Annotated in this window: 16 protein-coding genes; 9 read left to right on the top strand and 7 right to left on the bottom strand. The window is 54.7% G+C overall.

The window, feature by feature from the left end:
* Window positions 1-7: 7 nt before the first annotated feature.
* The 5 genes from G9Q38_RS02725 (at window position 8) to G9Q38_RS02705 (ending at window position 4,750) form a co-directional block, all read left to right on the top strand.
* Window positions 8-2,164 (top strand): dihydrolipoyl dehydrogenase family protein, encoded by a 2,157-nt coding sequence (locus G9Q38_RS02725; protein WP_166127590.1) that lies wholly within the window; start codon window positions 8-10, stop codon window positions 2,162-2,164.
* A 105-nt stretch (window positions 2,165-2,269) separates the two neighbouring features.
* Window positions 2,270-2,620 (top strand): BufA1 family periplasmic bufferin-type metallophore, encoded by a 351-nt coding sequence (locus G9Q38_RS02720; protein WP_166127588.1) that lies wholly within the window; start codon window positions 2,270-2,272, stop codon window positions 2,618-2,620.
* 8 nt (window positions 2,621-2,628) lie between these two features.
* Window positions 2,629-3,471: an MNIO family bufferin maturase gene (bufB, locus tag G9Q38_RS02715; protein ID WP_166127586.1), complete on the top strand. Its 843-nt coding sequence runs from the start codon at window positions 2,629-2,631 to the stop codon at window positions 3,469-3,471.
* Window positions 3,468-4,259: an HvfC/BufC N-terminal domain-containing protein gene (locus tag G9Q38_RS02710; RefSeq protein ID WP_166127584.1), complete on the top strand. Its 792-nt coding sequence runs from the start codon at window positions 3,468-3,470 to the stop codon at window positions 4,257-4,259. The genes bufB and G9Q38_RS02710 overlap by 4 nt, the downstream gene beginning before the upstream one ends.
* The gene (locus tag G9Q38_RS02705; protein ID WP_166127582.1) at window positions 4,256-4,750 is read left to right on the top strand and encodes a DoxX family protein; all 495 of its coding nucleotides are present in this window, start codon (window positions 4,256-4,258) and stop codon (window positions 4,748-4,750) included. Before G9Q38_RS02710 ends, G9Q38_RS02705 begins: the two co-directional genes overlap by 4 nt.
* Window positions 4,751-4,779: 29 nt before the next feature.
* Here G9Q38_RS02705 and G9Q38_RS15265 read toward each other — a convergent pair whose 3' ends face one another.
* From G9Q38_RS15265 to G9Q38_RS02685, 5 genes are all read right to left on the bottom strand, one after another.
* Window positions 4,780-4,923: a hypothetical protein gene (locus G9Q38_RS15265; RefSeq protein ID WP_228276182.1), complete on the bottom strand. Its 144-nt coding sequence runs from the start codon at window positions 4,921-4,923 to the stop codon at window positions 4,780-4,782.
* Window positions 4,924-4,963: 40 nt separating this feature from the next.
* Window positions 4,964-5,224 carry a methyltransferase domain-containing protein gene (locus tag G9Q38_RS15260; protein ID WP_228276181.1) on the bottom strand — a complete coding sequence of 87 codons (261 nt, stop codon included), beginning with the start codon at window positions 5,222-5,224 and terminating at the stop codon, window positions 4,964-4,966.
* 15 nt (window positions 5,225-5,239) lie between these two features.
* Entirely contained in the window at window positions 5,240-5,680 is a 441-nt protein-coding gene (locus tag G9Q38_RS02695; protein ID WP_166127579.1) for a DUF3047 domain-containing protein, read from the bottom strand.
* Window positions 5,681-5,751: 71 nt separating this feature from the next.
* Window positions 5,752-8,874, bottom strand: coding sequence for a PAS domain S-box protein (locus tag G9Q38_RS02690; protein ID WP_166127576.1), 3,123 nt, complete (start codon window positions 8,872-8,874; stop codon window positions 5,752-5,754).
* A 112-nt stretch (window positions 8,875-8,986) separates the two neighbouring features.
* Window positions 8,987-10,312, bottom strand: a complete 1,326-nt coding sequence (locus G9Q38_RS02685; RefSeq protein ID WP_205962332.1) for a DEAD/DEAH box helicase — start codon at window positions 10,310-10,312, stop codon at window positions 8,987-8,989.
* Between the two features lie 213 nt (window positions 10,313-10,525).
* On the opposite strand from G9Q38_RS02685, the gene G9Q38_RS02680 reads away from it, so the two are divergent.
* Both G9Q38_RS02680 and G9Q38_RS02675 read left to right on the top strand, forming a co-directional pair.
* Window positions 10,526-11,140, top strand: a complete 615-nt coding sequence (locus tag G9Q38_RS02680; protein ID WP_114419140.1) for a LemA family protein — start codon at window positions 10,526-10,528, stop codon at window positions 11,138-11,140.
* Window positions 11,141-11,190: 50 nt separating this feature from the next.
* Window positions 11,191-12,072 (top strand): TPM domain-containing protein, encoded by an 882-nt coding sequence (locus G9Q38_RS02675; protein ID WP_228276180.1) that lies wholly within the window; start codon window positions 11,191-11,193, stop codon window positions 12,070-12,072.
* A 61-nt stretch (window positions 12,073-12,133) separates the two neighbouring features.
* Here the strand turns inward: G9Q38_RS02675 and G9Q38_RS02670 are convergent, their stop codons facing one another.
* Together G9Q38_RS02670 and fdxA are read right to left on the bottom strand one after the other, a co-directional pair.
* Window positions 12,134-13,564, bottom strand: coding sequence for an aldehyde dehydrogenase family protein (locus G9Q38_RS02670; RefSeq protein ID WP_166127568.1), 1,431 nt, complete (start codon window positions 13,562-13,564; stop codon window positions 12,134-12,136).
* 65 nt (window positions 13,565-13,629) lie between these two features.
* Window positions 13,630-13,953 carry a ferredoxin FdxA gene (gene fdxA, locus G9Q38_RS02665; RefSeq protein ID WP_119441861.1) on the bottom strand — a complete coding sequence of 108 codons (324 nt, stop codon included), beginning with the start codon at window positions 13,951-13,953 and terminating at the stop codon, window positions 13,630-13,632.
* Between the two features lie 145 nt (window positions 13,954-14,098).
* Here fdxA and G9Q38_RS02660 point away from each other — a divergent pair, with 145 nt between their 5' ends.
* Window positions 14,099-14,857 carry a TetR/AcrR family transcriptional regulator gene (locus G9Q38_RS02660; protein ID WP_166127565.1) on the top strand — a complete coding sequence of 253 codons (759 nt, stop codon included), beginning with the start codon at window positions 14,099-14,101 and terminating at the stop codon, window positions 14,855-14,857.
* Window positions 14,858-14,889: 32 nt separating this feature from the next.
* Entirely contained in the window at window positions 14,890-15,531 is a 642-nt protein-coding gene (locus G9Q38_RS02655) for a cysteine hydrolase family protein (protein WP_166127563.1), read from the top strand.
* Window positions 15,532-15,537 lie beyond the last annotated feature (6 nt).

The raw sequence follows: 15,537 nt of genomic DNA, 5'->3' as shown, positions 1-15,537 counted from the left end.
CTTAAAAATGAAAAAGATCTCGCTGGTCCTTTTGCTTGTGGCACTGGTTGTTGCGTTCTTCGCCTTTGATCTTCAGCAACTTCTTACATTAAATAACCTGAAAGCGGGGATGGCGCAGTTTGAGGCGTGGCGTGCCGATCAGCCCGTTTTGGTCGGGGCCATTTATTTCGCCGTTTACGTAGTGGTCACCGCATTGTCGTTGCCTGGTGCCGTCATCATGACGCTGGCCGGTGGCGCATTATTTGGTTTGTTCTGGGGTGTGGTGCTGGTCTCGTTTGCCAGCACAATCGGGGCCACGTTAGCTTTCCTGGTGGCGCGTTATTTGCTTCGCGACGCGGTTCAGCAGCGTTTTGGCCGGCGCTTACAGGCCTTGAACAAAGGGGTTGAAAAGGAAGGTGCGTTTTATCTGTTTACCCTGCGGTTGGTTCCCGTCTTTCCCTTCTTTGTTATTAACTTGCTCATGGGGTTAACGCCTATGCGTGCCCGCACCTTTTATTGGGTGAGTCAGGTGGGGATGCTGGCCGGCACGTTGGTGTACGTGAATGCAGGCACGCAACTGGCGCAAGTGAATGCGCTGGGCGACATTATGTCGCCTTCGTTGTTGGGGTCATTTGTGTTGTTGGGTGTCTTTCCTTTGGTAACGAAGAAAATGCTTGCCTGGATAAGGCGGCGTAAGCAGCGTGCCCAGTACACACCGCCCAAGCATTATGACCGGAATCTAATTGTTATTGGCGCCGGTGCGGGTGGCTTGGTCTCGGCTTATATCGCGACAGCCGTAAAGGCAAAGGTCACACTCATTGAGGCCCATGAAATGGGCGGCGATTGCCTGAACTATGGTTGTGTTCCCAGCAAAGCGTTGATCAAAAGTGCGAAAGTCGCACATCAAATGCGACACGCCGATCAGTTCGGGTTGGAACCTGCGTCACCCGAGTTCTCGTTTCGCAAGGTCATGCAGCGGGTACATCAGGTCATTCAAGCCGTGGCACCGCACGACAGCATCGCGCGCTATACCGGGCTGGGTGTGGAAGTGATACAGGGCTATGGGCGCCTGCGCGACCCTTGGACAGTTGAAGTTGAATACCGCGATGGCCGTGCCCAAACCCTCACCACCCGGTCGGTGATTCTGGCAACGGGCGCCCGGCCTGTTGTGCCGCCCTTGCCGGGTATTGAAGACACCGGTTACGTTACCAGCGATACGTTGTGGTCGGCGTTTGCCGAAATGGATACGCCGCCGTCGCGTTTGGTGATTTTAGGCGGCGGGCCGATTGGTTGTGAGTTGGCACAAAGCTTTGCCCGTTTAGGCTCTGCAGTGACCGTTGTGGAGATGGGTGAACGGCTTTTGGCGCGCGAAGATACTGATGTGGCGCAAAACATCAGCGCAACATTGCACAATGAAGGCGTGCTGCTGATGACAGACACTAAAGCCGTGCGTTGTGAAAAGCAGGGCGAACAAAAAGTATTGGTGGTTCAGCGTAACGGCAGCGAAGAAGTTGTACCGTTCGATGCGCTGCTATGTGCGGTGGGGCGCCAGGCCCGGCTGGAAGGGTATGGTTTGGAAGCCTTGGGTATTGAAACCAATCGGGTCATTACAACAAATGAATATCTGGAAACCTTGCACCCCAATATTTATGCCGTTGGCGACGTGGCCGGCCCATTTCAGTTCACACATGCCGCAGCACATCAGGCGTGGTATGCCGCAGTCAATGCCCTGTTCGGACACCTCAAACGCTTCAAAGTTGATTACCGCTTTATGCCCTGGACAACCTATACAGATCCCGAAGTTGCGCGCTTGGGTTTGAACGAGCAAGACGCTAAAGAACAAGGGGTTTCGTATGAGATAACGCATTTTCCCATGGCGGAACTGGATCGTGCCATTGTGGATGGTGCAACGGGCGGGTTCGTGAAAGTGTTAACCGTGCCGGGAAAGGATCGGATACTGGGCGTGACCATTGTGGGCGACCACGCAGGTGATTTACTGGCCGAGTTTGTGTTGGCCATGAAACAGGGGCTGGGGCTGAATAAAATTCTGGGTACGATTCATGCCTACCCCGGCTGGACCGAGGCGAACAAATACGCAGCCGGCGAATGGAAAAAGGCGCATGCGCCGCAAGGCGTGTTGCGCTGGCTCGAAAAGTATCACGCGTGGCGGCGAGGGCGTTCGTAACTTACAAATTTTTTGTGTTTTCTGGGTGGTGACCTGTAAGAACAAGGGCTGGTTTCCGACAAAAGGGCAATAACAACGTTTTTTCAACCCCAAAGGAGACAGCACATGGATGCCAACCTTACCAAACCTGCAAAATCCGCTAAACCTTCTCTTACCCTGGCTTTAGGGGCCGCCCTAACGCTGGCCGGCGCCATGGCGGCAAGCCCTGCTTATGCCGACCAGAACGGTGGTGCCAAGGCGACTGAAAAAGAGAAGTGCTACGGCGTGGCGATGAAAGGCAAAAACGACTGCAAAGCCGGGCCAGGCACTACGTGCGCGGGGACCTCAAAAATGGATTATCAAGGCAATGCCTGGTCTTTGGTGCCCAAAGGGACTTGCGAGAAAATGGCATCGCCGACATCGCCCACAGGTCATGGGCAGTTAAGCGCTTTCGAAGAAAAGCGTAGCGCTAGCTAATACTTGTAATGAAGTTGCCGGCGAAAGCGGGGCTCGGGCTTAAGCCCGAGCATTTTCGCGACTTGCTTGCTTCGCCATCGGATGTGGGCTTTTTGGAAATACACGCGGAAAACTACATGGTTGCCGGCGGGCCGTATCATGCCTGGCTGGAACGGTTGTGCGCGCAATATCCACTTTCCGTGCACGGCGTGGGGCTGTCGATTGGGGGAGAAACCGCGCCCGATATGAACCATTTAACCCGTCTGAAGAAGTTGCTGGACCGTTACGAACCCGCATTATTTTCTGAACATTTGGCGTGGTCGGGACACAACGGCGTGTTTTTGAATGACTTACTGCCCCTTCCCTATACGTCTGAAACCCTTGCCCGTGTGTGTCGTCATATTGATCAGGTTCAGAACTTTTTGGGTAGGCAGATGTTAATAGAAAATCCTTCAACCTATGTGCAGTTTGTTCATTCCGGTTTCAGTGAGCCCGAGTTCATACGCCAGATCGTACAGCGCACAGGATGCGGCCTGCTGCTGGACGTTAATAATGTGTATGTGACTTGTCAGAATCATAATCACTGTTGTGATGAGTATCTTGCCACTTTGCCGCTGCATGAAGTGCAAGAAATACATTTAGCCGGTTTTTCGGAAGATGCTGATGGAAATGGCGCACGCCTTTTAATTGATAGCCACGATGCTGAAGTGGCACCGGCCGTGTGGAATCTGTATGCGTACGCACTTACCTTAACCGGCTCCCAGCCTACCTTGTTGGAGCGCGATGGCAACATTCCGCCGTTGTCGGCGCTGTGTTCGGAAGCCGCCCATGCAAATCGGTTGTTGCAAGAATCAATCGGGATACGGTCATGAGCATTTATCCGGATTTTGCCGGCGCCCTGCTGGATGTCAATCAAGTAACGCCCACTGCGTTGATAGCGTGGAGCGGCAGCAACGTGGATCGTCGTTTCGATGTCTATAAAAACAATGTCATGGTGTCGTTGCTGAATGCATTAAGCGACTCGTTTCCCGTAACAGTCCAATTAACCGGCATGGATTTCTTTCGGGCCATGGCGCGGCACTATGTGGTGCAGTCGCCGCCCCGCACTCCAGTGCTGGCCTGGTATGGCGAGACGTTTCCCGATTTCATCAGTGGGTTCGCACCGGTGGCATCGTTACCTTACTTAGCCGATGTGGCACGCCTGGAGTTCGCCTGGCTGTCGTGTTTTCACAGTGCCGACCATGTGCCTATTTCGGCCCAGGCGTTGCGCCAGGGCCTGGCGGATTACGAAAGCGGGCATCCGGAACAAGGCGGTGGCGACGCTTTCTTTATTGAACTGGCGCCCTCGGTGCGTGTCGTGGAATCGTCTTACCCGATATTTTCAATCTGGTCGGCGCATCAGCCGGAAAGTGGGGTTCAGTTTTCGGAAGTCGACCTGTCGCAGGCGCAGAGTATATTGCTCACCCGGCCTGGTTACGCTGTTTGCCTGGATCTTGTTTCTGCCGACACGGCACGTTGTTTATCGAAAGCCGCACAGAGTGGACTTGGCAATGAACTACTTGATTCAGTTGAGTTCGATATTGCCGCGCTATTGGCGCTGTTGATAGAACGCGAAGCGATAGTGAGTTTGAAAAACAATACAACAGGAGTGCCAATATGAAAGTGGCGCAAGCAATAGCATGTGTGCATTACTATTTCAGCCGAATTCCGCAAAGCTTTATTGCCTTGCTGGGCCGTTTTTCAATTGCCGCTGTGTTTTGGCAGTCGGGCCAGACCAAAGTTGAAGGATTTGGCCTGGATATTATTCAAGGAACCATCAACCCAGGTTGGCCCTCGCTTTCCGACAACGCCGTGTTTCTGTTTAAGGAAGAGTATCAATTGCCGCTTATTGCTCCCGAGCTGGGTGCAACGCTGGCGGCCTTTGCAGAACATATCTTTCCGATTTTGGTTTTGTTTGGTTTGGCTACACGTTTGTCGGCCTTTGCCTTGTTGGTTATGACGGCGGTAATTCAGTTTTTGGTGTATCCCGGTGCGTATGCCACGCATGGGGTATGGGCGGCGGTGTTGCTCTATCTGATGGCAACCGGCGGGGGCGTGGTGTCGTTGGACCATCTCATTAAAAGTCGGAGTGGCATAAGAGGCGCCAATTGACCCCGGGCTTTAACAACTGAGCCTATGGATTAACAACACGGCATCGCCTTAGCGGTGTCGGCCTCGGCCTGATCAAAAGGCAAGGTCGTACCGCACCCTTCGAAAATACCAAAGTGCTTGGAAAAATCACCGATAAATTCGAAATGTGCGGCAAAGCGGGTGTCGTGCAGCATGCGCTATGTGTTGCCGCAAACAGGAAAGACCCGCCCGGTTTCAATGCAATGGTGTTTGTCGAGAATAAACGCGTTGGGGTGCTTCGGGCGACAGATTCACCACGCAGTTCGACACAATGACATCAAAACTTTCCGGGGCCATGTCGACACCCACAACCTCACCTTGCGGGCCTACTAATTGTGCCAGGGCGTAAACGTCTCGCCCCGAACCGCAGCCCAAATCCAGCACGCGGCATCCTTCCAGCGAGGGTGGGCAGACCAAGCCACAGCCGTAATAGTCTTGTACAACTTCGTGATTCATAACATCTCCGGAGGATTATCTGTCGTTTTCCGAGGGGAAGCGGCAAGGGGTGCCTGCGCTAACGAAATGAATATCGGCGAAACCGGCACGGACGGTTTCTTTCGTGTTGTCGGTGTCCGACGCCACGGCAACCGAGGTAACGGCAATGTCTGCCGTATCGAATTGGGCTTGCGCGTCAGCCAATATGTTGCGCTTTTCGAATACCCATTCCAATAAAGCCATACTTTCATGGGCTTGGGCTTCAATTGCGGTTAGGCCGTCCCATTCACGTACCAAGTAAATTGTTGCGGGAATATCTGTGTCGAACTGAACCACCTCCCAAGGCCTAGGCGGGGCGGCACTGTTTGAGTCCAGTGGCATAAGGGGTTGTGTTTGTGTATATGCGGCAAACGGAGTGCCGAATAAGGTCAAGCAATATACGGTATAGAGCAGTGAACGTAAAAAGGCGGATTTCATGACATTCCGGACGGTGGATAGAGGGGAGTCGAAATGACCTGCCCCTTTTAGTCGTCATGGCATCGTATTTCTTACGTTTCGTCCAGCACTTTCCGCACTTTTGTGGCCAGCTCGTGGCGGCGGTATGGTTTACCCAGCAGGTGCACCCCCGCATCCAGGCGGCCGTGATGCACAATGGCGTTTTCGGTGTAGCCCGAGGTGAACAATACTTTCAGGTTGGGTAAGGATTTCAAGGCTTCATCGGCCAACTGGCGCCCGTTCATGCCGCCCGGCATAATAATGTCGGTAAAAAGCAGGTCGAAATCATTACGGGCCTGCAATGAGGCCAGCGCCTCGATACCCGATGAAGCGCTTGAAACACGATAGCCCATACCCATTAGCAGGTTGGTAACGTGTTCGCGTACCATGTCGTCGTCTTCCACAACCAGAATGTGTTCGTGACCGGTTTGCAGCTTTTTGGGTGCGGGTTGCTCCATATCGACTTGCCCTTCCTTGAACGCGCGGGGGAAATATAAACGTATGGTGGTGCCTTCACTGACCTCGGAATAAACTTTTATGTGACCGCCCGATTGTTTAACAAACCCATACACCATGGGTAGACCAAGCCCGTTGCCTTTGCCCACTGGCTTGGTGGTGAAAAAAGGCTCGAAAACCCGGCGTTTAACCGCTTCAGTCATGCCGCTGCCTGTATCGGACACGGAAATCATGACGTACTGTCCTGCATCGACACCGGGATGGGTGTCGGCGTAGGCGTCGTCCAGGCGTGCGTTGGCGGTTTCAATCGTGAGCTTGCCACCTTCCGGCATCGCATCGCGCGCGTTAATCGCCATGTTCAGTAACGCTGACTCCAATTGGCTGGGGTCGACTTCCGCATTCCAGAGGCCACCGCCACGCACCAGCTCAATATCGATATCTTCGCTCAGCGTGCGGCGCAGCAGGTGTTCCATGTCGCTCACCAGGCGATTAATGTCGGTGAGTTTGGGTTCCAGCGCCTGTCGGCGTGCAAATGCTAACAGGCGGTTGGTCAGTTCCGCGCCACGTTCAGCGGCGTTGGCCGTCATTTCAGCATAAATGCGTAGATTGGGGTGGTCATCCAGACTTTCTCTCAAAAGCTCTGCATTACCCATAATGACGGTGAGCAGATTGTTGAAATCGTGTGCCACACCGCCGGTGAGTTGCCCGACCGCTTCCATTTTCTGCGATTGATTCAGGCGCTCCGCCATTTCGCGCCGCTCGGTGACGTCGCGGAAATAAACGGCGATACTGTCGTAGGAGGGATAAATATTGGTTTCAAACCAGCATTCGAATTGTTCGGAATAGTGCGTGAATTCCATCGACTTTTGTTCAACCAGGGCTTTGTCGATTTGGCGGGCGATTTCGGTGTGTTTTGTACGCGGGAAGGCATCGAATAAAAACTGGCCCACAACGGCATCGCGCGAGCAACGCAGCAGTTTTTCCGCTTGTGGGTTCAGATAAACAAAAATCAGGTCTTTGTCGAGTAGGTAAAAGGCGTCGCTCATGTTGTCCAGGGTTTGGGCCAAACGTTGGGCCAATGCCGAGGATTCTTCCTGGATTTTGACCTGGTCGGTGATGTCTTGAAAAGCGCCTTGGGCACCCACAATGTCGCCTTGTTCGTTTCGCAGGGGTTCACCAATCGCACGAACCCACGCCCGCTCGCCGCTAACGGCCTTGATAATCTGCAATACCTCATCGAACGGCCGCCCTTCTGTGATGCAGGCTGAAAACACTTTCTGAATACGCGCCCGATACTCCGGTGTATAAAAAGACATGGCCTCTTCCAGTGACGGACGCAGGGTTTCAGGGCGCTCGTGAATGCGGGCGGTTTGCTCCGACCAGCGCACAAAGTCTTCATGCAGGTTCACGCGCCAGCCGCCCAGCTTGGCCGCCTTGTCGGCGATGCGTTGCATGCCGGCGGCGGCGTCCAGGCGCAGTTGAGTTTCCACTTCTTGTGTGACGTCGAGAATAATGCCGGTGAGAATGGGGTTGCCGCTTTCGCCGGTTTGGATTTCCGCCAACCCGCGGAAATGGACAACGGATTGGTCACGTGGCCGAACAAAGCGGTGGGCGAACGCCATGGGTCCTTCGGGATTGCGCTGATAGTCTTCCAGTAATTGCCGGGTGCGCGCCCGGTCGTCCGGATGGATCAGTTCATTGATTAAATAATCTACAGAATGGTCGATTTCGGCGGGCGATACGCCACACAGGGTGTAAAGGTTGTCGGACCAGTACATTTGCCCGCTGCGTAAATTAATGTTCCACACGGCCAAAGAAAGCAGTCGCTGTGCCAGGCGCAAATGGGCCTCTTGTGCTTGCAGCCGTTGGTTGGTGTCTTTCAGCTCTTGGGCACGTAACAAAATTTCCGTAGCTAACTGGGCTTCCCGGCTTTCTTGCGCCAGTGGAGACAGGGCGTTGGCCGATCCAGCCATTTTGACGAAGTCGGTGACGTCTTCAACACGGTGAATAATATACGTAACGTGTTCGTCGCCGCCTTTTATGGGGCTGTTCACCACACTCCAAAATCGTTCCTCAAACTCGGTGCCGTTGTACCCTTTTACCGGTATTGGGTAGCGCTGCACGCCCATCGTATCGGTATGGCCGGTTTCTACAACACGGACAAGAGATCGCCGTAACGTGGAAACGCCGTCTTCGCTTGACGGGTCATCAGGGTCTTCCGGAAAAGCTTCAAACAGGGGGCGGCCTTTCAGTTCGTCGCGCTTGCGTTGAGTGACTTTAAGGTAGTCGTCGCTGGCAGCCACAATGGAAAAGTTCTCGGCGTCGACGACCAGAAATTTGCCGGGCAGGGCTTCAAAGAAGGTTTGCAGTTGCGCTGTTGCGGTAATATTGCGCGCCACCACTAAACGGGCGTCCCGCCCGTGGTATTGAATGGCTTGCGACACAATATCCACCAGCAGGGTTTTGCCGGCCCGGGTTAAATGGCGCCAGATATAGCCCCCAACGCGTCGGCCATCGATGCGTTTAATGGCTTCCAGCAACCGGGGTACGTCTTCGGCCGGCCGCAGGGCCGCGAGCGTCATCTCGAGGAATTCTTCGCGGCTATAACCGTATACTTCTATTGCTGTGCGATTCACCGCCAAAAATTTCAGTGTTTTGGGGTCGTAAACAAACATGGCATCAGGGTGGTTTTCGAAGAAAAAACCCAGTTCGTCATGCATAGCGGCACCGAGAGTGATAACAGTGAAATGATTCTATCACCGGCCTTACAACTGTTACATCAGCATGTTCCCCATGACGCCGGTGAGCGACATGGGGAGAACGCAAAGCGGATCACGATGGGCGCCGTGCCGCCTGATGCGAGGCGGGACGCCCACTTGGTCGGCTTGGCCGATTACCGGATCGGCTTGGTTGCCCTTGTGCGCCCCGGGGTTGATGCCCTGGCCGGCGGCCTTGGGGGCGGGGCCCACGCGCGGAGCGCGCTTCTTCTGTGACCGAGCCCGCTGCCACAGGTTTGGGCACCCAGCCTTCAATTTCTGTGCGCTCAATGGGGCGACGCATCAGTTTTTCAATGGCGCTCAGATACTTGATTTCGCTTTTGTCTACGAGTGACAAGGCCGACCCTGCACTACCTGCGCGGCCGGTGCGGCCAATACGGTGAACATAATCTTCCGGGATGTTTGGAAGCTCGAAGTTCACCACGTGGGGCAGTTCGTCGATATCAATGCCACGGGCGGCGATATCGGTGGCGACCAACACGGTGACTTTGCCGGTTTTAAAGCCGTCCAGGGCGCGTGTGCGTGCGTTCTGGCTTTTGTTGCCGTGAATGGCCGCCGCGCTCAGGCCGTCTTTGCTAAGCTTTTCAGCCAGGCGATTGGCGCCGTGCTTGGTGCGTGTAAAAACCAGTACCTGATGCCATCCGCTTTCGCGAATCACGTGGCTGAGCAGGTCGCGTTTCTGGGTTTGGTCGGTCAGAACAACACGTTGGTTCACCAGTTCCGAAGCCGTATTGCGCGGAGTGACGGATACTTCCTTCGGGTTGTTCAGGACTTTATGCGCCAGCCCGCGAATTTCTTCCGAGAAGGTGGCCGAGAACAGCAGGTTCTGGCGTTGCTTGGGCAACAAAGCCAGTATGCGGCGGATATCGTGGATAAAGCCCATGTCGAGCATACGGTCGGCTTCATCAAGCACGAGAATTTCAACGCCGGAAAGGTCGATTGTTTTCTGGCCGGCGTGATCCAGCAGGCGTCCGGGTGTGGCCACCAAAATATCAACCGGTTTTTTCAAGGCGCTGATTTGCGGGTTGATGTTGACGCCGCCAAAAATAACCAGTGAACGCAATGCAGTGTGGCAGCCATACTCTTTCACCGAAGCTTCAACCTGGGCGGTGAGCTCGCGGGTGGGGGTCAGAATCAGGCAGCGCGGGCGCCCGGCAGCGCGTTTGGCTGGTGAGGCCAGCAGGCGGTGCAAAATCGGTAAAGTGAAGCCCGCGGTTTTACCCGTGCCGGTTTGTGCAGCCGCCAGCAAATCGCCGCCTTGCATGACCAGGGGAATGGCTTGTGCCTGAATGGGGGTGGGCGTGGTGTAGCCGGTATCGGAAACAGCACGCAAAAGGGGTTCAGCCAACCCAAGGTCGGCAAAAGAAACGGAATGAGACAAAAGTTGTGCTCCGGCGCCAGCCTGCCATAATTTAAATAGCACCAGTCTGGGCGGACGAGACAAGGCCAACAAGGCCATAATTGAATGAAGTGGCCTTTTAATAAGGCCAACGCGCAAGCTGACTGGCTCGGCTTGCGGGGCATAGTGTAACCCACGCAGTATCATGGCAACATTATCTTTATTTTCAATTGTTGTTTTCCGGGAAGACCTTAAATGAAACGCATACTGTTCTGGTTGTTCGCGCCATTATTGGCTGTTGTGTTGTCGGGCTGCGGCTATAACGAAATTCAGCGGCTTGATGAGCAGGTGAAAGCGTCCTGGTCGCAAATGCTGAATCAGTACGAGCGGCGTGCCGACCTGGTTCCGCAATTGGTGTCGTCGGTTAACGCCTATATGGTGAACGAGCGAACCGTGTTAACGGAAGTGACTGAAGCCCGCAGTAGGGTGGCGAATTTGCAGATTAATGTCGATGACCTGAACGATCCGGCCTTGGTGCAACGCTTCGAGCAGGCGCAGTCACAGTTGTCTTCGGCCTTGTCGCGTTTGATTGCCGTTTCGGAAAACTACCCGCAATTGAAAAGCGATGGTTTGTTTCGCGATTTGATGACCCAGCTTGAAGGGACGGAAAACCGGATAGCAACCGAGCGAGGTCGTTATGTGCGGGCGGTGCAGGAATACAACGTGGCGATTCGCCAGTTTCCCACCGTGATTACGGCAAAGTTGTTTGGTTATTCAGTTAAAGAGAATTATGGCATGGATCGGCAGGAAGAGCTCATGCGTCGCCCTGAGGTGCGCTTTGATACGCCGCAACAATCGGGGGCGCAATAATGGGGGTAGTGGCTTTGTTGCGATGTTGGATCCTGGGCTTCTTGGTATTCATGTTTGTAGGCCCGGTGTTTGCACAAACCAATGGAGAAGTGCCGGTTCCGCCGTTAGAAGCGCGGGTGACCGACACTACCGATACGCTCGAAGCCCAAACCATCGAATCGCTGACTCAGTCGCTGACCACGCTGGAAGCTGAGAAAGGCGCGCAAATTGCCGTGTTGATCATTCCCACAACCGGAACGGAGGGTATTGATCAGTATGCCGTGCGGGCGTTCGAGCAATGGAAGTTGGGGCGTGAGCGGGTGGATGACGGCATTTTGTTCGTTGTGGCCAAAGATGACCGACGCATGCGTATTGAAGTGGGCTATGGTTTGGAAGGCGCCGTTCCCGACCTTTTGGCAGGCCGCATTATTCGTGAACAAGTGGCGCCCCGGTTTCAACAAGGGGATTTTGCCGGGGGCGTGACGGCAGGCGTTAACAGTCTCATCGGGCTGGTACAGGGCGAGGATTTACCGGCACCTGCTGAAGGCGTGGCGGAGCAAAACGGTCAGGATGACGAGTCCTGGTGGGATTTGGCTTTGTTCGGTTTGATTTTTGTGTTGGCGATGCCGCCGGTTATTGCTGGTGTTGCTGGTGGAGTGCTGATATTTATGGCAAGTAGCAGCCTAGTGTTTGCTGTATTGGGTGGAATGGCCCTCTTTGTGATCAGCCTGGCGATTCGTGCTGCGCGCGGTGGGGGTGGACGCGGCCCCGGGGGTGGGTCGGGCTCAGGTGGAACTCGCCGGGGTCGTTGGGGTCGTGCGGGTGCCGTAGGTGGTTTAGGGGGCTGGGCCGCCGGCGGCTCACGTGGCGGCAGCTCGGGCGGTTTTGGGGGTGGTGGCTTTGGCGGCGGCGGTGGCCGCAGCGGGGGGGGCGGAGCCTCGGGCGGATGGTAAAAAAATCGCCCGGCCCAGCAATGGCTGAGACGGGCGAACATACCGGAGGCATCGCGGTATTTCAGGCCTTGGTGTAGGCCGTTTTTACAATCGTGAAAAACTCCTGGGCGTAGCGGCCTTGCTCGCGCGGCCCATAGCTGGAACCTTTACGGCCGCCGAACGGTACATGGTAATCGACCCCGGCAGTGGGTACATTCACCATGACCATGCCTGCTTGGATATGACGTTTGAAATGGCTGGCGTGTTTCAACGACGTGGTGCAAATACCCGAACTTAAGCCGAACTCCGTGTCGTTGGCCAACGCCAACGCATGGTCGTAATCGTCGGCTTTGATCACGCTGGCCACCGGCCCGAAAATCTCTTCGCGCGACGAGCGCATATCGTTCGTGGCGTTGGCCAATACGGCAGGGGTGAAGTAATAGCCGGGCGTGTCGCGTTCTACACGTTCCCCGCCACACAGCAAGGAGGCACCTTCTTCCTGCCCTATGCGCACGTAATCGAGGTCTTGTTCTAATTGAGACTCATCTGCTACCGGACCAATTTGGGTTTCCGGTTTCAGCGCATCGCCCACACGCAACGCGGCTGTTCGTTTGGCCAGCTCTTGGGTGAACGAGTCGTAAATGCCTTGTTCCACAATAATGCGGCTGCTGGCGGTGCAGCGCTGGCCCGTTGAGTAAAAGGCGCCCTGAATGGCGACGTCGAGCGCAGTTTCCATATCGGCATCATTCAGAACGACCAGCGGGTTCTTGCCGCCTAATTCCAGTTGCACTTTCTTCTGGCGTTCGGCAGCCTGATTTAACAGGTTACGCCCGGTACCCACCGAGCCGGTGAAGGTGATGGCGTTAATGCGGGGGTCTTCCACCATGGCGGCGCCTACAACCGAACCACGGCCCATCACCAAATTGAATACGCCTGCAGGCAGCCCGCTGCGGCTGATAATTTCGGCCAGCGCCCAGGCGGAACCCGGCACCAGATCGGCCGGCTTGAAGACAACGCAATTACCGTAAGCCAGCGCCGGGGCGATTTTCCAGGCCGGAATGGCAATAGGAAAGTTCCACGGCGTAATAATGCCCACCACGCCCAGCGGTTCACGGGAAATCTCCACCTGCAGTCCGGGGCGCACCGATGGCAGCGATTCGCCGCCCGTGCGCAGTGCTTCACCGGCAAAAAATTTGAAAATTTGTCCTGCGCGGGCGGCTTCGCCAATGGCTTCAGGCAAGGTTTTGCCTTCTTCGCGCGCCAGCAGCTCGCCCAGTTCATTCTTGCGTGCGAGAATTTCCGAGCCGATGGCGTCGAGCGCGTCGAAACGTTGTTGCGGGGTGCTGAGCGACCAGGCCGGCCAGGCATGTTGCGCCGCGTTAATGGCGGTTTCAACCTGCTCGGCGGAAGCGCGAACATATTCGCCCACCACATCGTTCAGATTCGACGGGTTGAGGTTCTTTTGAACGTTTGATGAACCGACCCATTCGCCGGCAATCCAGTTTTTATGCATTGTGCGTCCTGTTTAACGTCGCGATCACTTGAAACGAGTGACACGCCGGTGTTCAGGGCCGGCGTTTAGCGCTCGAGCAACTCGCGTTTGTTGGGTTTGTCTTTCCACTCCTCGGCGTCTGGCAGCGAGCCGATACTGGAATCAATGACCTCCCATTCCGGTGCCAGTTCGGCATTGATGCGAATGAAATCGAGCTGATCCTGAGGCAGATCCTCTTCCGCAAAAATAGCTTCAACCGGGCATTCTGGTACACAGACGGCGCAATCGATGCACTCGTCGGGATCAATTACCAGAAAATTGGGGCCAATATGAAAACAGTCGACCGGACAGACATCGACACAATCAGTATAGCGGCACTTAATGCAGGACTCGGTTACGACGTGCGTCATCTTTTAAACCTATGGTGTGAGTAAACACAAAAATTTTCCACATATTACGGCATAAATTTAATGTAGTAAATACCAAATTATTCGGAATTGACTACATTTATTTATGCCCCCAGAATGGCCTCAATCATAGTTTCTGAATGGCGCCATGGCAACAAGCAGCACTAAAACCTCCCCGCGCACTCGGCGCAAAACCACGGCGCCGGTTGCCGTTGTCGGCCAGGCGCGCGCTCAGAAAACGCGCGACGCCATTTTGCGCGCCGCCACCCGTGTATTTTCCCGCAACGGCTTTGCGGGCGGCAAAATCGAGCAAATTTCGAAGTTGTCGCGTACGCACGACCGCATGATTTACTACTACTTCGGCAGCAAGGAGCGCTTGTTTGTTGAAGTGCTTGAAACGGCTTACGCCCGTATGAACGAGGCAGAGGCGGAACTGGAGTTCGACCTGGACGACCCGGAAAAGGCGTTGACCACCGTGGTGCATTTTGTTTGGCAGTACTACCTTGATCACCCGGAGATGATAACGCTGCTCAACAGCGAGAACTTGCAGCAAGGTAAACATATTAAGAAATCCGCCCGGGTGTCCAAACTATCGTCGCCGGCGGTCCAGGTGCTGGATCAGGTGTTGGTGGCCGGGGTCAAGAAAGGCTTGTTTCGTAATGACATCAGCGCGCGTGATCTTTATATCGAGATCGCGGCGTTGGGCTATTTCTATTTGTCCAATCGCTTTACGCTCAGCGCGTTTTTGAATGTGGATTTGCGTTCGGCCGAAAACCTGGCGCACTGGAAAGCGTTCATTACAGACGTGACTTTGCGCTCGGTTAAGCAGACCAATCCGACCGATGCGCGCAAAGCGTCACCTATCGATGTGGGGCAGTCGGCATCAGTCGGCGCACCTTCGTTCTAATTTATTCATTTTTTATTGCGCAGGATTTCCGTATGACTTCATCTTTCTCCGAACATCGTCAGTCTGATCAAATTATTACGCTGGACGCTTCCCGTACGGCCGTATTGGTAATCGACATGATTAATGACTTCTGTACGGCGGGCGGCGCCATGATGTTGCCCGGGGCTGACGTGCTTTATCCACCGCAGAATGCGGTGATGAGAGCCGCGCGGGAAGTCGGTGTGCCGGTGGTGCATATCCAGGATAAGCACCGTCACGGCATGAAGTGCGATCGTGAATTTTTGAAACGTACCCCGCACTGCATGGAAGGCGAATGGGGTTCGGCCATCGTGGATGAGCTAGAGCAAAAGCCGCAAGACCATTACGTAACCAAGCGCCGTTTTTCGGGCTTTTTCAATACCGATCTGGATTTAACGCTAAAGGATCTGGGCGTCGATACACTGGTTGTGATGGGCGTAGTGACTAATATCTGTGTGCGTTCAACTGTTCACGATGCTTTTTTCCTGGGGTATCGAGTGGTCGTGGTTGAAGACGGCGTTGCCGCAACCGGGCCGCGAGAACAAGCTTCCTCTTTATATGACATCGCCACCCATTTCGGTGTTGTGTCGCGATCCGACTCCGTTATCCAGTCGTTAAAGCAAGGCAGTGAATTGCGTTTGGTGGAATGCAAATAAATGCGC

This window comes from Pusillimonas sp. DMV24BSW_D, from assembly GCF_011388195.1.
Taxonomy (GTDB): Bacteria; Pseudomonadota; Gammaproteobacteria; order Burkholderiales; family Burkholderiaceae_B; genus Neopusillimonas; species Neopusillimonas aestuarii.
Note: the sequence above shows the minus strand (reverse complement) of the source record. Positions and strands in the feature narration are given on the sequence as shown.